Source organism: Inhella crocodyli, from assembly GCF_004004565.1.
Classification (GTDB): domain Bacteria; phylum Pseudomonadota; class Gammaproteobacteria; order Burkholderiales; family Burkholderiaceae_C; genus Inhella; species Inhella crocodyli.
Map to the genome: position 1 here is coordinate 140560 of NZ_SACM01000001.1, position 19853 is coordinate 160412.

At 70.2% G+C, this 19853-nt stretch carries 15 protein-coding genes; 3 read left to right on the forward strand and 12 right to left on the reverse strand.

The window, feature by feature from the left end; all coding sequences use genetic code 11:
- Positions 1 to 44 precede the first annotated feature (44 nt).
- Positions 45 to 1001, forward strand: coding sequence for a LysR family transcriptional regulator (locus EOD73_RS00665; RefSeq protein ID WP_127679875.1), 957 nt, complete (start codon positions 45 to 47; stop codon positions 999 to 1001).
- Here EOD73_RS00665 and EOD73_RS00670 read toward each other — a convergent pair.
- From EOD73_RS00670 to dacB, 12 genes are all read right to left on the reverse strand, one after another.
- A complete protein-coding gene (locus EOD73_RS00670; RefSeq protein ID WP_127679877.1) occupies positions 970 to 2844 on the reverse strand; it encodes a putative bifunctional diguanylate cyclase/phosphodiesterase in 1875 nt (624 codons plus the stop codon). The genes EOD73_RS00665 and EOD73_RS00670 overlap by 32 nt on opposite strands.
- A 150-nt stretch (positions 2845 to 2994) precedes the next feature.
- A complete protein-coding gene (locus EOD73_RS00675; RefSeq protein ID WP_127679879.1) occupies positions 2995 to 3951 on the reverse strand; it encodes a peptide ABC transporter ATP-binding protein in 957 nt (318 codons plus the stop codon).
- Complete coding sequence (locus EOD73_RS00680) at positions 3948 to 4874, reverse strand: ABC transporter ATP-binding protein (RefSeq protein ID WP_127679881.1); 927 nt, start codon at positions 4872 to 4874, stop codon at positions 3948 to 3950. The genes EOD73_RS00675 and EOD73_RS00680 overlap by 4 nt, the downstream gene beginning before the upstream one ends.
- Positions 4874 to 5740, reverse strand: coding sequence for an ABC transporter permease subunit (locus EOD73_RS00685; protein WP_127679883.1), 867 nt, complete (start codon positions 5738 to 5740; stop codon positions 4874 to 4876). Before EOD73_RS00685 ends, EOD73_RS00680 begins: the two co-directional genes overlap by 1 nt.
- A gap of 83 nt (positions 5741 to 5823) precedes the next feature.
- Positions 5824 to 6834 (reverse strand): ABC transporter permease, encoded by a 1011-nt coding sequence (locus tag EOD73_RS00690; protein ID WP_441316903.1) that lies wholly within the window; start codon positions 6832 to 6834, stop codon positions 5824 to 5826.
- On the reverse strand, positions 6834 to 7679 hold the full coding sequence (locus tag EOD73_RS00695) for an N-acetylmuramoyl-L-alanine amidase (RefSeq protein WP_127679887.1): 846 nt from the start codon (positions 7677 to 7679) through the stop codon (positions 6834 to 6836). The genes EOD73_RS00690 and EOD73_RS00695 overlap by 1 nt, the downstream gene beginning before the upstream one ends.
- Complete coding sequence (locus EOD73_RS00700) at positions 7676 to 8590, reverse strand: N-acetylglucosamine kinase (RefSeq protein WP_205702436.1); 915 nt, start codon at positions 8588 to 8590, stop codon at positions 7676 to 7678. Before EOD73_RS00700 ends, EOD73_RS00695 begins: the two co-directional genes overlap by 4 nt.
- The gene (locus EOD73_RS00705) at positions 8587 to 10065 is read right to left on the reverse strand and encodes a glycoside hydrolase family 10-like protein (RefSeq protein WP_240660542.1); all 1479 of its coding nucleotides are present in this window, start codon (positions 10063 to 10065) and stop codon (positions 8587 to 8589) included. Before EOD73_RS00705 ends, EOD73_RS00700 begins: the two co-directional genes overlap by 4 nt.
- An 8-nt stretch (positions 10066 to 10073) precedes the next feature.
- Positions 10074 to 11204: an acyltransferase family protein gene (locus tag EOD73_RS00710; protein ID WP_240660543.1), complete on the reverse strand. Its 1131-nt coding sequence runs from the start codon at positions 11202 to 11204 to the stop codon at positions 10074 to 10076.
- The gene (locus EOD73_RS17670) at positions 11201 to 12703 is read right to left on the reverse strand and encodes an MFS transporter (protein WP_127679891.1); all 1503 of its coding nucleotides are present in this window, start codon (positions 12701 to 12703) and stop codon (positions 11201 to 11203) included. The genes EOD73_RS00710 and EOD73_RS17670 overlap by 4 nt, the downstream gene beginning before the upstream one ends.
- Entirely contained in the window at positions 12700 to 13608 is a 909-nt protein-coding gene (gene murQ, locus EOD73_RS00720) for an N-acetylmuramic acid 6-phosphate etherase (protein WP_127679893.1), read from the reverse strand. Before murQ ends, EOD73_RS17670 begins: the two co-directional genes overlap by 4 nt.
- Positions 13609 to 13680: 72 nt before the next feature.
- Complete coding sequence (gene dacB / locus EOD73_RS00725; RefSeq protein WP_127679895.1) at positions 13681 to 15120, reverse strand: D-alanyl-D-alanine carboxypeptidase/D-alanyl-D-alanine endopeptidase; 1440 nt, start codon at positions 15118 to 15120, stop codon at positions 13681 to 13683.
- Between the two features lie 166 nt (positions 15121 to 15286).
- Here dacB and EOD73_RS00730 point away from each other — a divergent pair, with 166 nt between their 5' ends.
- A complete protein-coding gene (locus EOD73_RS00730) occupies positions 15287 to 18205 on the forward strand; it encodes a TonB-dependent receptor domain-containing protein (protein ID WP_127679897.1) in 2919 nt (972 codons plus the stop codon).
- Between the two features lie 128 nt (positions 18206 to 18333).
- Positions 18334 to 19737: an MBL fold metallo-hydrolase RNA specificity domain-containing protein gene (locus tag EOD73_RS00735; RefSeq protein WP_127679899.1), complete on the forward strand. Its 1404-nt coding sequence runs from the start codon at positions 18334 to 18336 to the stop codon at positions 19735 to 19737.
- Positions 19738 to 19853: the final 116 nt, after the last annotated feature.

Here is a 19853-nt window from a genome sequence, read left to right on the forward strand (position 1 = left end):
AAGCCCGGGCGGTGTGGCCTGCGTCGCGGCGGCAAGATGGGCGCATGACGCATCCCCTGAACCCCTTGGAAGTGCTGCTGGAGTTGCAGCAGGCGGGCAGCCTGCACGCGGCGGCCAGCCGCTTGCGCTGCGGCGCCTCGGCCTTGTCCAAGCAGGTGAAGTCGCTGGAGCAGCACCTGGGGCAGGCCTTGGTGGAGCACGGCGCCAAGCCCCTGCGCCTGACCGAGGCGGGGCGGGTGTACGCCGAGGCGGCGCGCCAGATGCGCGAGCAGGTGCGGGCGGCCGACACCCAGGCCGCGGCGCTGCGCAAGCAATTGGGGGGATCCTTGCAGGTGACCGCGTCTTACCTGCTGGGGCATGCGGTACTGGCGGACTACGCCGTGAGCTTTCGGCGCCTGTACCCGCAGCTCAGCCTGCACATCACCTTGAGCGACCAGGACCTGGACCCGGTGACCGACGGCTTCGACTTGGCCCTTCGGCACGAGCAGGGCCGCAGCCAGGACCTGATCGCGCGCCCCTTGGGCACCAACCGGGTGCGCCTGTGTGGCACGCCGGGCTACTTCGGGCGACACGGGGTGCCCCGCCGGCCCGAGGATTTGCGCGATCACCCCTGCCTGGTCTTCCATTGCGAAGGCCTGGACGCCCGCTGGCATTTCCGCCAGGGCGAGGTGCACCGGGTGGTGACGCCCAGCGGGCCGGTCAGCGCCAACAGCGACGAGTTGCTGTTGGCTTCGCTGCGCGCTGGAGAAGGCCTGCTGCCTTGCTTCGACTGGGTCGTGGGGCGCGAGTTGCAGGAGGGGCGTTTGCTCACCTGCCTGGACGATTGGACCTTTGCCTGCGAGGCCTTCGGCGAGCCGGAGCTGTGGGTGGTGTACCCCAAAGGCAAACGCGGTCAGCCCAAGGTGCAGCTGTTCGTCGATGGCTTGGTGGCTCACCTGGCGCGCCTGAGCGCCGGGGCGGCCGACTCGGTCAACTGGCTGGGAGCGCCGGCAGCGGATTGAAGCGCGACCAGAAGGCCTCGGCCGGCAAGGGCTTGGACCAGAAGTAGCCCTGCCCGGTGTGGCAGCCCAAGGCCTGCAGGGTTTCGGCCCAGGCCGGTTCTTCCACGCCTTCGGCCACGGTGTTCAAGCCCAATTTGCGGGCCATGGCGATGATGGTTTCGACGATGGCCCGGTCGGGCGGACTGCTCAAGAAGCGGCGCACGAAGCTTTGGTCGATCTTCAGTTGCTGCACTTCCAGGCGCGAGAGGTAGCCCAAGTTCGAGTAGCCGGTGCCGAAGTCGTCGATGGACAGGGTCACGCCCAGGGCGCGCAGGCGGCGCAAGGCCGCGTGCAGGGCATCGGCGCTGTCGGCCAGCACCGACTCGGTGAGCTCCAGCACCAAGGCCTGGCCAGGCAGGCCGCTGTCGGCCAGGCTGGTGAGCACGTCGTGCGCCAGGTCGTCGCGGCGGCACTGCACCATGGACACGTTGACGGCGATGGTGAAGTCCGACCAGCCCGCGCTGCGCCAAGCCTGCGCCTGCCGGCAGGCCTCGCGCAAAGCCCAGCGGCCCAATTCCACGATCAGGCCCGAGCGCTCGGCCAGCGGGATGAACTGGGCCGGCGACACCGGACCGTGGGCTGGATGGCTCCAGCGCATCAGCGCTTCGGCGCCGAGCACGCGCCCGGTGGCCAGGTCCACCTTGGGCTGGTAGTGCAGGCTGAAGCCCTCGCCTTGCTTCAAGCTGCTGCGCATGGCCGTCAGCAGGTTCAGCTGGTGGGCTTGGTCTTCCTGAAGGCGGGGCTCGTAGCGCGCCACGCCGTTGCGGCCTCGGTCTTTGGCATGGCGCATGGCCGCGTCGAGCTGGCTCAGCAGCTCGGCGTAGCTGTTGGCGCCGTGCGTGGGCGTGACGCCGGCCGACACCGTGCAGCGGACTTCGATGCCCACCAGGTCCATGGGTTCGGCCGTGACCGCCACGAAGCGCTGGCCCCAGGCGACCAAGGCGTCGTCCGCGATCGCCGGGCTGGCCATCACCAGGAACTCGTCGCCGCTGAGCCGGTACAGCGACTCCTTCGGGCTGAGCATGCGCCGCCAGCGTTCGGTCAAGGCCACCAGCAGTTGATCGCCCACTTGCGGGCCGAACGCGTCGTTGATGGCGCGGAATCCGTCCACGTTCAACAAGGCCACGGCGGCGTGCCGTGCGCGCGGTGGGGTGCAGGCGGGCGCCAGCGCTTCTTGCGCCGCGTGGCGGTTGGGCAGGCCGGTGAGCGCGTCGTGCCGACGGTTGGCCTCCAAGGCTTGCATCGAATGCTGCGCCTGGGCCTGCCCCTCGAGCGCCTGTTGCAGGGTCACCCGCAGGTCCCGCACCAAGTGCCACACGGCGAAAGCGGTCATGCCCAGGATGGCCAGCAGGGTGACGACCAAAATGGTGTTCGAGCCCGACTGCTGCGGCGCCTGCGGGTCGTGCTCCAGGCCAATGGCCACGACCAGCAGGCCTTGCACCAGCACCAACCAAGCCAAGGTGCGCGCCGTGCGCAACATGCCGGCGAACACCAGCAAGGCCGGAAAAGCCAAAAGCGACACGTCTCGCAGGCCGTGGCCCACGTGGGCCAGGCCACCCACCATGACCGCCAGCACCCCCAAAAACCAGTCGGCGGCCGGGTCGGGGCGCCGGCGGGCCAAGGCCAAGAAGCAGGGCAGCAAGCCCACGGCCGCGGCCAGCAACAGGCCCGCGGTGCTGGCGCGCCCGATGGCCCCGTACACGGCGGACAGGGACGCGAGAACCGCCAAGGTCCAGACCAGGGTGACGCGAATGCGTTGCGTGCGCTGCGGCACGCTCAGGTGGGCCTGGTCCCGGTGGCTCATGGGCAGCTTGCCAGGGCAGGTGCCTGGGGGCGGCGTTCGGGTGGGAGGGCGGCGTGCGTCACGGTGGTGCCCATTGAACCGGCATTGGGTGGCCCTTGACCACCCTGGCTTGCCCCAGGGTTGGGGGCGCGCCGGTGGCCCACATTGCCTTCAGACCTCGTGGCAAGCCACGGTTCGCCCGCCCACCTCGCGCAGCGCGGGCAGCGCTTCGGCGCAGCGCGCCGTGGCGCGCGGGCAGCGCTGGTGGAAAGCGCAGCCGCTGGGCGGCTTGAGCGGGCTGGGCAGCTCGCCTTTGAGCACGATGCGTTCTCGCCGATCTGCGGCGTGCAGGGCGGGCGTGGCGCTCATCAGGGCCTGGGTGTAGGGGTGCAGGGGCTGGGCAAACAGCGTGGCCTTGGGGCCGCGCTCCACCACGCGGCCGAGGTACATCACGGCCACCTCGTCGGCCACGTGCTGCACCACGCTCAGGTTGTGGCTGATGAAGACGTAGGCCACGCCGGTCTGTTCTTGCAGGTCCATGAACAGGTTCAGCACCTGGGCCTGGATGGAGACGTCGAGCGCGCTCACGGGTTCGTCGGCCACCACCAGGCGGGGCCGGAGCATCATGGCCCGGGCGATGGCCACCCGCTGGCGCTGGCCGCCGCTGAACATGTGCGGGTAGCGGCCGGCGTGCTCGGGGCGCAGGCCCACCCGAGAGAGCGCCGCGGCCACGCGCTCTCGGCGCTCGGCAGCGCTCCAGGTCGTGTTGATGACCAGGGGCTCGGCCAGGGTGCGCCCGATGCTGTGCCGCGGGTTCAGCGAGGCGTAGGGGTTCTGGAACACCATCTGGACCTGCTGGCGCAGGCGCTGTCGCGTGGCGGCGTCGGCCTGGGTCACGTCCTGCCCGTCGATGCACAGGCGCCCTGCGGTGGGCGGCTCGATCAGCGTGAGCTGCCGCGCGAGCGTGGACTTGCCGCAGCCCGACTCGCCCACCACGGCCAGGGTGCGGCCGGCGTGGACCTCGAAGCTCACGTCTTGCAGCGCGCGCACGGTGGCCTTGCCGAACCAGCCTTGGCGCACGCGGTAGTGGCGCGTCAGCGCCTCGGCTTGAAGGAGCGGTGCGGTCATGACGGGAAGAAGCAACGAACGCCCTGCACCAGCGCCGGTCGATCGGCGTGGCAGCGGGGCTGGACTTTGGGGCAGCGAGGGCTGAGCAGGCAGCCCGCCGGGCGGTCGTGCGCGCCGGGCACGATGCCGCTCAAGGCCTGCAAGCGGCGCGCGCCTTGGTTGTGCTCGGGCAGGGCGGCCAGCAGGGCCTGGGTGTAGGGGTGCTGGGGAGCGTCGAACAGGGCGGGTACGGGGCCGGTTTCGACGACCTGGCCGGCGTACATGACGGCCACGCGCTGCGCCAGGCCGGCCACCAGCGCGAGGTCGTGCGTGATCATGATCAGCGCCATGCCCTGCTCGCGCTGCAGGCGCAGCAGCAGGTCGACGATTTGCGCTTGGATGGTCACGTCCAGCGCCGTGGTGGGCTCGTCGGCGATGAGCAGCTTCGGGCCACAGGCGATGGCCATGGCGATCATCACGCGCTGGTTCATGCCGCCGCTCAGTTCGTGCGGGTAGGCCTGCAGGCGGCGGGCGGCGTCGGGGATCTCCACCTGCTCCAGCAGGGCCACGGCGCGCTCCCGCGCGGCGCGGCCTTTCAAGCCCAGGTGCAGTTGGAGCACCTCCTCGATCTGGAAGCCCACGGTGTAGCTGGGGTTCAGCGCGGTCAGCGCGTCTTGGAACACCATGGCCACGTCGCGGCCCACCACGCGGCGGCGCTCGCGGTCCGACAGCGTCAACAGGTCGTGGCCGAGGAAGTGGCAGTGGTCGGCCGTGACCACGCCCGGGGCGCCGATCAGCCCCATGAGGCCCATCATGCTGACGGACTTGCCCGAGCCGGATTCGCCCACGACGCCGAGCACCTCGCCGGCGTCCACGTGCAGGTCCACGCCGTCCACGGCGGGAAAGGCGCCGAAGCGAACGCGCAGGTTTTGGATGTCGAGCATTAACTCACCCGCTTCAGCTTGGGGTCGAGCGCGTCGCGCAGGCCGTCGCCCATGAGGTTGATGGACAGCACCGCGGTCAGGATGGTCAGGCCCGGCAGGGTGACGACCCAAGAGGCGCGCTGGATGTAGTCGCGGGCACTGGACAGCATGGTGCCCCACTCGGGCAGCGGCGCTTGCACGCCCAAGCCCAGGAAGCCCAGGCCGGCCGCGGCCAGGATGGCGCTGGAAAAGCCCAGCGAGGCGTTGACGATCAGTGGCGCCATGCAGTTGGGCAGCACGGTCACCAGCATCAGGCGCAGGGTGCCGGCGCCGGCCACGCGGCTGGCGGTGACGTACTCCTTGGGCAGCTCGGTCAGGGCGGCGGCACGTGTGAGGCGCACGAAGCCGGGCAAGGCGCCGATCGCGATGGCCAGCACGGTGTTCACCAGGCCCGGGCCCAGCACCGTGATGACGCAGATGGCCAGCAGCAGGCTGGGCAGGGCGAGCAAGATGTCCATCACCCGCATGACCACCGGCCCCAGGCTGCGGGCGTAGAAGGCCGCCAGCAGGCCCAGCAGCACGCCGGGCACCAGGGACAGCACGACCGCGGCCAGGCCCAGGCCCAGCGAGGCCCGCCCGCCGTGCAGCAGGCGGGAGAGCAGGTCGCGGCCCAACTCGTCGGTCCCGAACACGAACTGCCAGCTGCCGCCGTCCATCCACACCGGCGGCGCCAGCAGGTGGGCGCGGTGCTGTTGGATGGGGTCGTGCGGCGCCAGCCAGGGCGCGAACACCGCGGCCAGCACCAGGGTGGCGAACACCAGCAGGGCCACGAAGGCGCCGCGGTTGGCCTTGAAGCCGTGCCAGAACTCTTGCCAGGGCGTGTTCATATCAGTGGCGCCCGGCCGCCCGAAGCCACTGAGCGCCCCCTCGGGGGGTGGCGAGCGAACGCGAGACTGGGGGTTGTTTCATCTCAATGCCCTCCGCCGCGCAGGCGCGGATTGACGAGACCGTTGAGCAGGTCCACCAGCAGGTTCACGGCGATGAAGGTCAGCGCCGTGACCAAGATGCCGGCCTGCACCACGGGGTAGTCGCGCCGGGCGATGGCGTCGATCATCCATTTGCCGATGCCGGGCCAGCTGAAGATGGTTTCGGTGAGCACGGCGCCCGCCAGCAGGCCGCCCATTTGCAGGCCGATGACGGTGAGCACGGGGATGAGGGCGTTGCGCAGCGCGTGCACGCCCACGATGCGCGCCATGGGCAGGCCTTTGGCGCGGGCGGTGCGGATGTAGTCCTCGCGCAGCACCTCGAGCAGGCTGGAGCGCGTCATGCGCGCCACCACCGCCATGCTGGCCGTGCCCAGCACGATGCCCGGCAGCAGCAGGTGGCGCACCGCGCTCCACCAAGCGCCGGGCTCCGGGTGCAACGCGGCGTCGATCAGCATGAAGCCGGTGACGCGCTGCACCTCGTACTCGATGGCCACGCGGCCCGACACTGGCGTCCAGCCGAGGTTGACCGAGAAGGTCATGATCAGGAGCAGGCCCCACCAAAACACGGGCATGGAGTAGCCGACGGTGGCCAGGCCCATCACGCCCTGGTCCAACCAGGTGCCGCGCTTGAGCGCCGCGGCCATGCCCAGCAGCAGGCCGACAACGACGGCCAAGAACAGCGCCATGAAGGCCAGCTCGATGGTGGCGGGGAACAGGGCCGCGAACTCTTCGCTGACCGGCGCCTTGGACACCATGGAACGGCCCAAGTCGCCTTGCAGCAGCTTGCCCAGGTAGTCCAGGTACTGCACGGGCAGGGGCTGGTCCAGGCCGAGTTGCCTCACCAAGGCCGCGTGGGCTTCGGGGTCGAGCCGGCGCTCGCCCATCATGACCTCGATGGGGTCGCCGGGCACCAGGCGGATCAGGCCGAAGGCCACGACCGTGATGCCCAGCACCGTGGGCACCAGCATCAACAGTTTTTGGAGAAGTGCCTTCATCACCAGCGGCTCGTGTAAGGGCGGGGCTCTTGCGGCTGCTTGAGCTTCATGCCGATGGGGTCGTTCACCACGTCCAGCAACGCGGCGGTTTCGGCGTCGGGCAGGCCGTCGTACTTCGCGGGCCGGAAGCGCATTTGGAAGGCGGTGAGCACGTCGCGCGTGTAGGCGTCCAGCTCGCCGGTGCGGCTGGCGGCGAAGCCCCACTCGGCCAGCTTGTCTTGGAACCACACCAGGTCCGGCAGTTGCTGTTCGTACTGCGCCTTCTTGGCGGCCACCATGGCGTCGTCGGGCCAGGCGATCAGGCCGGCCTCGGCCAGCTGGCGCCAGGGGAAGAGCGGGCCGGGGTCTTGCTTGCTGCGGGGCTGGATGTCGCTGTGGCCCACGATGCGCTCGGGGCGGATTTTGTGGCGCTTGACGATCTCTTTGCTCAGCGCGATGACCTCGTCGATCTGCGCCTGCGGGAAGGGCTTGAACTGCATCACGCCGTCCGGGCCGCGCGTGCCGCCGGTGTTGACGATTTCGATGCCGATGCTGCTGGCGTTGAGCTGCGTGTGCCCGCGCCAGTAGCTGGGGCCGGCGTGCCAGGCGCGCTGGCTCTCGTCCACCAGGCGGTAGGTGCGCACCGGGTTCTCGCTCACCAGGTAGTGGCTGCTGACCGGCGCGGCGCTCGGCTTGGTGAGCGTGTGCAGCGAGCTCTTGAAGTCGCCCACGGTGTAGTGCATCACCAGGAACAGCACGCGGCTGTCTTGGTTCTCGCTCGTGTACGTGGTGTCCACGCGCACGCCGGTGGTTTGGCAGCCGGCCAGGGCCAGGGCAGCGAGCAGGGGGAGGAGCTTGGTCTTCATGCGGCGAACGCGTTCAGGGCCAGGCGGGCGGCGGCGTGGTGCGACGCGAGCTGGCGGGTTTGCAAGGGGCAGTCGGCCGGCAGCGCGGCGCGCAGGCCCTCGGTGACGAGCGGGTGCAGCAGCAGCACGCGGCCGGCGGCCACCACGGGCTGGGGGCCCAAGCGGCGGCGCAGCACGGCGCCCAGGCGGCCCAGCTCTTGGCCGGCGCGGTGCAGCAGCGCGCAGGCCTCGGGGTCGTGCCGCTCGGCCGCCTCGGCCACGGCCAGGGCCAGGCGGCCCACGGCGCCGCGGTCGCTGGCGTACACGAACTGGCGGGTCAGCGCCCAATCGGGGCCGCCCAGGGCGTTGAAGACGGCCCGGGCCAGGCCGCTGTGCGGCCAGCTGCCCGGGGCCTCGTCCTCGCGGCGCCAAATGGCGGCCAGGGCTTCCTTGGCGATCCAGTAGCCGCCGCCTTCGTCGCCCAGCGCGAAGCCACGACCGCCGGCGCGGTGCAGGGTGCCGGCCGCGTCCAGGTGGGTGGCGATGGAGCCGGTGCCGGCGTAGACCAGAACGCCCTCGCCGGGCTGGAATGCGGCGTGGAAGGCCACGTGCATGTCGCTGTGGCAGGCGACGCGCGGGGTGCCCAGGGCCTGGGCGATGAGGCCGTTGAGCTCTTGCGTCAGCGCGGCGGCCGGGTCGCTGATGCCCGTCACCCCGCCCACCACTGCCACCGCGTGCCCGTGCGGGCGCATTTGCTGGGCCAGCGCGGCCAAGGTGTGTGGCAGCTGTTGGCGCGGCTCGGGCTGCGACAGGTGCAGGCCGCTGAAGCCGTCCACCTGCCCCTCGGCCACCAGCGCGCCGCCAGCGTCCACGGCGGCCCAGCGGGTGGCCGTGCCGCCCGCGTCCAGGCCGACGAACAGGGGCGTGCTCACCGCAGCCAACCTTGGCGCGGGCCCTCGAGCCCGTTGCGGCCGATGGCGCTGGCCACCAGCGCGTCGGCGTCGGCCGGCCAGGCGAACAGGCCGGGGCCGGCCAACTCGCCGCGCCATTGCCCTTGAACCCGCCACCAGCGCCACACGCGCTGCGGGGGGCTGCCATCGTCGGCCAGCAAGGCGGCGTGTTGGCGGTCCACCCAGGCCAGGCGCAGCGCGGGCGCCGCGGGGGCGGGCAGCCAAGGCGTGGCGGGCGGCAGGGCGGGCGCGGGGTAGCTGAAGCGCAGCAGGTCGGCGATGCCACGGCGGTTTTGCGTCAGCGCGGCCATGCTGAAGTGCACGTGGCCGCTGGCCGGGTGCAGCTGTCGGGTGAGGTCGATTTGGCCGACGATCTCCTCGGGCTGCCAGCTGGTGGGCTCGGCGTTGATGCGGCTGGTGAACAGGCCCGGCCACACGTGCCGGCCTTGCGGGTTCAGCGCCAGCCAGCCCTGCAGCAGGGGGCCGAAGGCCTGCGCGGCTTGCGCGCGCGGCCAGTAGAGCTGGGGCACGAGGTAGTCCAGCCAGCCCTCGCGCAGCCAGCGCTCCACGTCGGCGTACAGCTTGTCGAATTGGCTGAAACCAGCGATGCCCGGCGGGCGAGCGTCGGGCCGCATCAGGCCGAAGGGACTGATGCCGAGTTGGGTGCCGGGCCGCACCTCGCGGGTGAGCCGGAACATCGCTTCCACCAGCCGGTCGACGTTCTGCCGCCGCCAGTCGGCGCGGTTCAGGCCGGTGGCCAGGCCGAAGCGTTGCCAGCTGGGCTCGTCGGGGAAGTCGACCTCGTTGCCGGCGGCGTCTTTCTCCGGGTAGGGGTAGAAGTAGTCGTCGATGTGCAGGCCGTCGAGCGCGTAGCGGCTCAGCACGTCGCGCATCACGGCCAGGGTGTGGGCGGCGGCCTCGGGTTCGCCGGGGTCGATCCACAGCTGCTTGCCGTAGGTCTTCACCCAGGCGGGTCGGCTTTGGCTCAGGTGGCTGGCGTGCAGCGGGCTTTGCGCGGCGCTTTGGCGGGCCCGGTAGGGGTTGAACCAGGCGTGCAGCTCCAAGCCGCGGGCGTGGGCCTCCGCGATCCACAGGGCCAGCGGGTCGTAGGCCGGGTCGGGGGCTTGGCCTTGCGTGCCCGTCAGGTACTCGCTCCAAGGCTCCAGCGCGCTGGGGTAGAGCGCGTCGGCGCTGGTGCGCACTTGCAGGATCAAGGCGTTCAAGCCCAGCGAGGCGGCCAGCGCCACGGTGGCGCGCACCTCGGCCTGCTGCTCGGCCGTGCTCAGGCCCTTGCGGCTGGGCCAATCGATGTTGGCCACCGTGGCCACCCAGGCGGCGCGGAACTCGCGCGGGATGGCGGGGGCTTCCAGCGCTACCGGGCCGGCTGGCTGGGGGAGCGTGGTGCAAGCGCTCAGGCCCAGGGCGCCTGCGGCGCCGAGCCAGCGGCGGCGGCTCATGGGGGGCATCAGACTTTGATGAACCATTGCCGCTTGAACAAGAACAGGCCCACGCCGTAGAACACGGCCACGAACCCCACGGCGAACAGCAGCGAGGCGTTGACCGGGGCCAAGCCCGAGGCCGCCAAGGGCGCGTACAGCGCCGCCTTGAGGCTGGCGTCACCGACCTTGACGGTGTACAGCAGCTTGGCCACGAGGCCGGAGAGCACGAACAGCGCCAGCGCGTTCATGCCGAACACCACCAAGGGCTGCGCCAGCCGCCGCGCGCGTTGGCGCAAGGCCCCGTCGGGAGCGGCATCCAAGAGCCAAAAGCTGGCCCCGAACAGCAAGCAGGCCCAGCCGGCGGTGGCGGCGACAAAGGCCGGCGTCCACAGGTTCTTGTTGATGGGCATGTTCCAGGCGCCCAGCACCTGACCGGCCCACAGCAGCACGAGGCCCGCGAGGAAAAAGCCCACGGTGCGTTCGGCCGCGCTGCGGCGCGTGGCGAGCCAGCGGCCTGCCAGCAGGCCGGCGATTTGGCTGGCCACGGCCGGCAGGGTGCTGAGCAGGCCCTCCGGGTCCCAGACCTTGGACTTGGCCCACAGGTGGCCGTCCATCAGCGCGCGGTCCAGCGCGCTGGCCGTGTCCTGGCCCGGCAGCAGCGAGCCGGTGCGCAGCACGCCGTCGGCGCCGGTCACGGGCAGCCCCAACATCAAGCCGCTGTAGAGCACCAACAGCCCCAAGCCCACGGCGGCCTGGCCGCGCCATCCCAGGTACACGGCCAGCGGCGCCGCCACCATGGTGCACAGGCCCAGGCGCTGCAGCACCCCGGGCCAGCGCAGGGTGTCGAGGTCGAAGGCAGGGATGAAGTTCAGCGCCAAGCCGATGAGCACGATGACGGCGCCGCGCCGCACCGTTGTCAGCGTGAGCTTGAGCTTGTCGTCGCCCAACGCGGCACGGCGGCTCAAGCTCAGGGTCATGGCCATGCCGCTGATGAAGACGAAGAAGGGGAAGACCCAATCGGTGAAGGTCCAACCGTGCCACTCGGCGTGCGCCAGCGGGCCGTAGAGGTGGCCCCAGTCGCCGGGGTTGTTCACCAAAAGCATGGCGGCGATGGTGAAGCCGCGGAAGGCGTCGAGCGATTGCAGCCGGGCGTTCACGCCGCCTCCTTTTTGCCGAAGCCTTCGGGCACGCGGATCAGGGCCGTCATCGCGAACGAGGGCAGGGTGGCGATCAGCACCCACACGAAGAAGTTCACGTAGCCGAGCTGGTCCTGCAGCCAGCCGCTCCACATGCCCGGCAGCATCATCCCCAGGGCCATGAAGCCGGTGCAGATGGCGTAGTGCGCCGTCTTGTGCGGTCCCTCGGCCACCAGGATCATCACCATCAGGTAGGCGGTGAAGCCCAGGCCGTAGCCGAACTGCTCCACGGCCAGGGCGGCGCACACGATCCACAGGCTGCCGGGGTGCGACAGGGCCATGGCCAGGAACACCACGTTGGGCACGTGCATGGCCAAGATGAGCGGCCACAGCGCCTTCTTCAGCCCGACGCGGGCGATCACCAAGCCGCCGACGATGCCGCCCAGCGTGAGCGAGACCAGGCCCACGGTGCCGTAGGCGATGCCCACCTCCTTGGTGCTCAGGCCCAGGCCGCCTTGGTCCACGGGGTCGAGCAAGAAGGGCGTGGCCAGCTTGAGCAGTTGCGCCTCGGGGAAGCGGTAAAGAAGGAGAAAGCCCAAGATGGTCAAGATGCTTGGCTTCCGCAGAAACTCGACCAACACAAAGCCGAACTCGTCTGAAAGCTGAACGCGTTCGCCAGTCAAAGCAACGCCGCTTGGGAGCCGTCGCGCAATTGAGCGCAGCCAGTGGGTAACCCAAAGCAGGGCGGGCAAGAACGCAATGGCGTATGGAACCACTGCCAGGACTGCTGACTTGGCAAACCAAACAATGAAGCCGGCCGCAAGAGTGGCGAAGTACGTCGCAATCAGCACGTAGCACGTCAAACTCACAAATCCGAAGGCAAATTTTCCCCAAGCAAATCGCTTTGAGGAGTTGGAGTCACCCGTGGGTTGGGGCAGGGCGATGAGATGCCAAACTGCCAGGAGCACAAACATCACCGCCAGCACCGTCATCACCACTTGCCAGGCGAACACCGCGCTGCCGCTGCGCTCGGTCAGCTCGCCGGCCAGGTAGACCAGCCCGCCTTGGCCCGCGATGTTGGCCACGCGGTAGAAGGTGCTGCGCACGCCCACGAAGGCGGCTTGCTGGTGCGTCTTCAGGGCCAGCATGTAGAAGCCGTCGGCGGCGATGTCGTGGCTGGCGCTGGCAAAGGCCATGAGCCACAGCACGGCCAGGCTCATCTGGAAGAAGTTCGGCAGGGGCAGGGTGAGCGCCACCCCGGCCAGCAGCGCGCCCACCACGAACTGCAGCGCCCAGATCCAGCGCCGCTTGGTGCCCAGCAGCTCGATGAGCGGGCTCCACAGCGGCTTGATCACCCAGGGCAGGTAGAGCCAGCTCGTGTAGAGCGCGATGTCGGTGTTGCTCAGCCCCAGGTTTTTGTACATGACGACGCTGAGCGTCATCACCACCACGTAGGGCAGGCCTTGCAGCAGGTACAGGCTGGGGATCCAAGCCCAAGGGGAACGGGGGGCGGCGCTCATTCGCCCAGCGCCTTGCGCAGGCTGCCGTCCACCCGCGCCAGCGCCTGCGCGGCGCTGTGCGCGTCCAGGCCGTGGCGCAGCATCAGGATGGCGCACTTGACCGAGCCGTCGGCGGCGTCCACCGCGGCCGTGGCCTCGGCCTCGCTGCGGCCGGTGGCCGTGACGGTGAGCGCCACCGAGCGGCGGCGCAGCTTGGCGTTGGTGGCCTTCACGTCCACCATCAGGTTGCCGTAGACCTTGTGCAGCTTCACCATCAGGCTGCTGCTGAAGGTGTTGAGCGCGATCTTTTGGGCCGTGCCGGCCTTGAGTCGCGTGCTGCCGCTGATGACCTCGGGGCCGGTGTTGAGGGTGACGCCCACGTCGGCCTGCTCGGCCACGGGCGCGCCCTCGTTGTTGGCAAAGCCCAGGGTCAGGCTGCCGATGGCTTTGGCGGCGTGCAGCGCGCCCATCACGTAGGGCGTGGCGCCGCTGGCGGCGATGCACAGCACCACGTCCTGCGGCGTGGGCTTGAGGCTGTGCAGGTCGCGCGCGCCCATGTCGGCGTCGTCTTCGGCGCCTTCCACGGCGCGGTACAGCGCGGGCGGGCCGCCGGCCAGCAGGGCCTTGGCGCGCTCGGGCGGCCAGCTGAACGTGGGGTAGAGCTCGACGCTGTCCAGCAGGCCCAAACGGCCCGAAGTGCCGGCGCCCACGTAGAGCAGCCGACCGCCAGCCTGGATGCGCGGCAGCGCCGCCTCCACCGCGCGGGCCAACGCCGGTGCGGCGGCCTGCACGGCACGCACCGCCTCGAACTGGTCGTCCACGAACGCGTGCACCAGGGCCTCGCTGGCGTAGCGGTCGAGCTCGGGGTGGCGGGTGTCGGGGCGCTCGGTGCTCGGTGGAACGGGCGTGGGCGGCGTTGGCGGCATGGGCGCGACTCTAGGAGGACAGGGCGGTGGGACGGGGGTCGCAAGCATGCCGGCTGGCCGCGCGCCCATAACTCAGGGTTGTCGAGCGAGGGCGTCGATCAGCGCGTCCAGCACAGGGCGACCCTTGATGCTGGCCTCGGGGTGGTTGAGCAAGGCCACCACCACCCACAGGCGGTTCTGGCCGTCGGGCACGAAGCCGGCCAGGCCCACGGCGTTGCTCAGCGTGCCGGTCTTGAGCCGGGCCCGCCCTTCCGCCGGGCTGCCTTTGAGGCGCCGGCTCATCGTGCCGTCCACGCCGGCCAGGGGCAGGCTGGCCAAAAACTCGGGCGCGTTGCGGCCCTGCGCGGCGGTGGCCAGCACCTGGGCCAACAGCGTCGGGCTCAGGCGCTCGCTGCGCGACAGGCCCGAGCCGTTGTCGAGCACCAGGCTGGCGTCGTTCAGCCCCCGGCTCGCCAGCCAGGCGCGCACCCGTGCGTCGGCGGCGGCGCGCGTGGGCTGCCCGGTGGCGTTCACGCCGAGTTGCAGGTACATCAAGCGCGTCAGGGCGTTGTCCGAGCGCTTCATCACCCCTCGCACCAGCTCGCCCAGGGGGCGTGCCAAGTGCTGGGCCACGAGCCGCGCGTCCGCCGGTGCCGCGGCAACGCCGCTGCGCGGGGCCTCGCCGCCCAGCTGGCGCCACAGGTGCAACAGGGCCATGGGGTCGAGTTGGTCGCGGTCGACGAGGTTCATCGCCTGCTTGACCTCGCAGCGGCGCGGGAAGGCCCCCTGCAAGCGCAGCACGGCGCCCTGGGCGTCGGCTTGGACCTGGGCGGGCTTCCAGTGGTCCTCCCAGGTCGGGCAGGGCGCGTCCACCAGGCCCATGGCGCTGGCGTCCACCCGCAGGCCGGGCCACGCGGGCGAGAGGCGGGCGTTCAGTTGCGAACCGTCGGCCTGGAGGTGAAGGTCCAGCAGGTTGCCGTTGAGGTGCACGGCGTCGGGAATGACGTTGTAGGGGAACTCGGGCGCCTCGTCGAAGGGCGGCACCTGGTCCTCGCGGGCCGGGCTGAAGCGGCTGCGGTCCACCCACAGGCCGCCGCGCACCTCGCGAATGCCCGCCTCCCGCGCTTGGCGCAGCAGGTTCCACAGCGCGCCCCAGTCGAGGTCGGCATCGGCCCCGCCGCGCAGCACCAGGGGCCCGTCCAGCACGCCGTCGTGCAGCGGTCCGGCGGCCAGCAGCTCGGTGCGGCCCCGCCAGTTGGGGCCCAGTTCGTCCAGGGCCACGGCCGCCGTCAACACCTTCATGGTGGAGCCGGGCTGGAAGGCACGGTCGGCCTGCCAATGGGCCCCTCGCCCCGGGGCGTCCAGGGGGTAAGCGGTGAAGGCCAGGGCCTCGGGCGGCATGCCGGCTTGGCCCAGGGCGTGCTCGACGGGGCGGGGCAGCCCATGCCATCCGGCACAGGCGCTGAGGGTCAGCGCGAGCAGGGCGCCGGTCGCGCGAGCGGCCAGGGCGCGAATCGGGGGTCGCAGTTGCATGGCGGCAGCCTATCCGGGGTGCGCCCTGAGAACCACACGCATTCCTCAGGGTTATGGTTCGGTTTCAAGCATTCATCGTGACTAGGGCAAGAACCCGGTGCCCCGCGCCGCCGGCTGCGGCCATGATGACCGTAACAAGCTGTCTCACACCCCCCAAGGAGTTGCCATGCGTTTGAACCGCCTCGCCCTGTGTTTGCTGACCATCGGCACGGGGGCCCATTTGGGCGCCCAGGCCCAGGCGCAAGGCGCCGACGCGGCCAAATTGGAGAAGGTCATCGTCACCGGCTCCAGCATCAAGCGCCTGAAGGATGAAGGTTCCCTGCCGGTTCAGATCATCAACCGCACCGAACTGGCGCGCGCCGGCATCGCCAGCGCCGAGCAGCTGATCGCCCAGCTGAACATCAACGGCAACGGCCTGGACAACCTGGCCTCCAACGCCGACGTGGTGGACGGCGCGGCGCGCGGCAACAACGGCGCCACCAGCGCCAACCTGCGCGGGCAGGGCAGCAATGCCACGCTGATCTTGCTCAACGGCCGCCGGGTGGCCGCCCACGGCCTGAACGGCGGCACGGTCGACCTGAACCAGATCCCCTTCGCCGCCATCGAGCGCGTCGAAGTCCTCAAGGACGGCGCCTCGGCCATTTACGGCACCGACGCGATCGGCGGGGTCATCAACTTCATCCTGCGCAACAACTACAGCGGCGTCACGCTGAACGCGCTGGCCGACGTGCCCCAGGAAAAGGGCGGCGAAATCTACGGCGCCTCGGTGACGGCCGGCTTCGGCAACTTGGAGACCGACGGCTTCAACCTGCTGGCCTCGCTGTCAGTGCAGGACAACAAGCGGCTGCGCGGCGACCAGCGCGACTTCGTCAACACCTACCAGCCCACGCGCGGCCTGGCCCCCGACACCCGCGGCGCCCCCATCGCCACCCTGTTCGCCGTGGCGGGCACCACGCCCACGGGCGCGGCTTTGGGCAACGTGCTGAGCCAGGGCGGCAGCAACACCGCCGGTCCGTTCGACTTCGCCACGCCGGGCCTGCGCGTCAACGGCATCAACATCCTGGACCTGCCGGGCCAGGCCGGTTGCAGCTCGGTGGACGGCATGAGCCCCTACCAAGAGCGCCTGTGGGCCAGCGATTCGGCCAAGTACGGCTGCGCCTGGGACACCGGTCGCGCCGCGGTGCTGCAGCAGCCGGTGAAGAACACCAACCTGGTCAGCCGCCTGACCTTCAAGATCGGCGACCACCAGGTCTTCGGCGAGGCCGTGCTCGGCAAGAGCGAGTCGTCCAAGAGCTTCTCGCCCAACCAAATCACCAGCGGCAGCGGCACGGCCACGACCACCTTGCCCAACGGCACCGTGGTGGCCAGCCCCTTCCGCAACCTGCGCTACCCCAGCACGGGCGCGGGCTACGACGCGGTGTTCAACGCCTTGGTGGCGGCCTTCCCGGCGTTGTCGGTCAACCGCGGGCTGCCCATGGCCTTCCGCTGGCGCTGCATGCCCTGCGGCAACCGCGAGCTGGACACCGAGTCCGACACCGCACGCTTCCTGATCGGGGCCGACGGCGCGCTGCCCTTCTTCAGCGAGTGGGACTACCGCGTTGGCGCCTCGCGCGCCAGCAGCAAGAGCGAGTCGACCGTGGGCGAGGGCTACCACTACTGGACCCAGCTGGCCTCGCTGATCAACACCGGCGTGCTCAACCCCTTCAGCCTGACGCAAACCCCCGCTGCCTTGAGTGGCCTCAGCGCGGCCTCGGCCAAGGGCGTGAAGCTGTACGGGGGCGAGTTCACCATGCAGCAGTTGGACGCCACCGTGTCCGGCCCGCTGTTCCAACTGCCAGGCGGCCGCGCCATGGCCGCCTTGGGTGTGGACCAGCGCACCGAGAAGTACAAGTTCGACGGCGACCAGCGTTCCAACGCCAACACCGTCGAGGCCCTGATCTTCAACGTGCCCTTCGACAACGCCTTGGCCACGGCCGGCACCCTGAAGCGCGACATCAAGGCGGTGTTCACCGAGGTCTCGCTGCCGCTGATCAAGAACCTGGACCTGACCGCCGCGGTGCGCCGCGACGAGTACACCGGCTTTGGTGCCAGCACCAACCCCAAGGTCTCGCTGCGCTACTCGCCCATCGAGCAAGTGCTGGTGCGCGGCGCGTACAGCACCGGCTTCCGCGTGCCGACCTTCAAGCAGATGTTCGACCCGGTCACCGAGTCGCAGTTCGTCGGGGCCGACTTCGCCGACCCGGCCAAGTGCCCCTCGCTGGTGGTGTCGACCACACCGGGCTGTGAAAGCGTTCGCAACTTCAACACCCTGTTCGGCGGCAAGGCGAACCTGGACCCCGAAGAGGCCAAGATGAAGAGCCTGGGCGTGGTGCTGTCGCCCACCCGGGACGTGGTGGCCAACGTCGATTGGTGGGAGGTGCGTCGCGAGGGCACGATCCAGGCCTTCGGCCTGCGCACCCTGGCCGAGAACTACAACCTGTTCAGCTCGAACTTCCAGCGCGACGCCAGCGGCAACATCGTGGCGGTGGACACCCGTTGGGTGAACGCCGGCGAGACCATCACCAAGGGCTTGGAAGTCGGCCTGCGCACCACCTTCCTCGCCGCCGGGGCACGCTGGAACGCGAACTTCGACGTCTCCTACCTGCTGGAGAAGAAGTCCCGCCTGACCGCCAACGCGCCCTTTGGCGCCAGCGAGGTGGGCCGCTTCACCCGCGCCGGCGACCTGGGCATCCGCTGGAAGCACACCGCCAGCCTGACCCGCGCCGAGGGCGATTGGGTCACCACCTTCCAGCACGTGTACCGCAGCGGCTACGACGACTTCGTGCTGCCGGGCGTGGCCAACGGCACGATCAAGCCGGCCGAGTGGAGCCCGCGCGTGCTGCCGTATTCGATCTTCAACGCCAGCGTGGCCTACACCGGCTTCAAGAACACCACGCTGACCTTCGGCATCAAGAACCTGCTCAACGACGACCCGCCGTTCAGCGTGGCCTACGACACCAACACCGGGGCGGGCTCCAGCTGGGAGCCGCGCGTGGCCGACCCGCGTGGGCGCGCCTTCACGCTGCGCGTGGAGTACCGCCTCTGAGCAAGGTTTGACCGTTTTTGAGGCCCTGGGGGGGTCCGGACCCGTCGCGAAAGCGACGGGTTTTTTTTTGGCGCGGCGGCCCCGGGGCCCTGTGGCAGCATGGATGTCACTCATTCCAGGGAGAAGGCATGCGGCTCCATTTCGTCGGTGCGGCCCAAGAGGTCACCGGCTCGTGCTACTTGATCGAGACGGAGGGCCTTCGGTTCCTCGTCGACTGCGGCATGCACCAGGGCGGCCGCGAGGCCCAGGGGCGCAACCTCGCCCGCTGGCCGATGGACCCACGCACCCTCGATTTCGTGCTGCTCACGCACGCCCACATCGACCATTCCGGCCTACTGCCCCGCCTGTGCGCGCACGGCTTCAAGGGGCCCATTTACGCCACCCGCGCCACGGCCGACCTGCTCAGCGTGATGCTGCTGGACAGCGCCTTCATCCAAGAAAGCGACTGGGCCCGCCAACAGCGCCGGCGCGGGCACGGGCGCCGCACGCCGCGTGCCGACAACGAGCTGTTGTACACGGTGGCCCAAGCGCAAGCTTGTTTGGCGCAGGTGCAAGGCGTGGACTACGACACCGCGCTGCCAGCGCACAAGGACGTGCGCGTTCACTTCCGCGACGCCGGCCACATCCTCGGCTCGGCCATCCTGGAGCTCGAGCTGCGCGACGGCGGGCGCCAACGCAAGCTCGTGTTCTCGGGCGACCTGGGCCAGCCCGGGCGGCCCATCGTTCGCAACCCCGTGGCCATCGAGCAGGCCGACGTGCTGCTGGTCGAGTCCACCTACGGCGACCGGCTGCACCGCCCGCTGGAAGAGACGGTGGACGAGCTGTGCGCCGTCATCGACGACACCCTGTCCCGCCGTCAAGGCAACGTCATCGTGCCGGCCTTCGCCCTGGGCCGCACGCAAGAGCTCCTGGTGTTGCTGGCCCAGTTGCGCCAGAGTGGCCGGTTGCCGCCGATGCAGGTGTTCGTCGACTCGCCCATGGCCGACAAGGTCACGGCCATCACGGCGCGCCACCGCGACGAGCTGGACGCCGACGGCCAAGCGTTTTGGGGGACCGGCCGGCACCTGCCGCCTGGCCTGCAAGTCCGCTTCACGCAAAGCGTGGAGGAGTCGATGGCGCTCAACCGCATCAAGGCGGGCGCCATCGTCATCGCCGCCAGTGGCATGTGCGACGCCGGTCGCATCCGCCACCACCTGCGCCACAACCTCGGTCGCCCCGAATGTGCCATCGTGATCGTGGGCTTCCAAGCCGAGGGCACCCTGGGCCGTCGCCTTGTCAACGGCGAGCGCCGCGTGCGCCTACTGGGCGAGGAGCACCGCGTTCGCGCCAGCGTTCACACCATCGGCGGGCTCTCGGCCCACGCCGACCGGGATGCGCTGCTGGGCTGGCTGCGCGGCTTCAAGAAGCCGCCGAGGCAGACCTACGTGGTGCACGGGGAGGCGGCCACGGCGCTGGGGTTCGCCGAGCGGGTGAAGGCGGAGTTGGGGTGGCGGGTGAGGGCGCCTTTGGTGGGGGAAGTGGTGGAGCTCTAGTTGCCTGGGTGGTTGTTTGACTCGGTACAGCCCGCAGGCGCTATCCGCCCTGCACCCGGAGTTCCTTTTGTCTTGCCAAAAGGGGAAAGCCGCCTGCCAGTCCGCTTGCAAGCGGA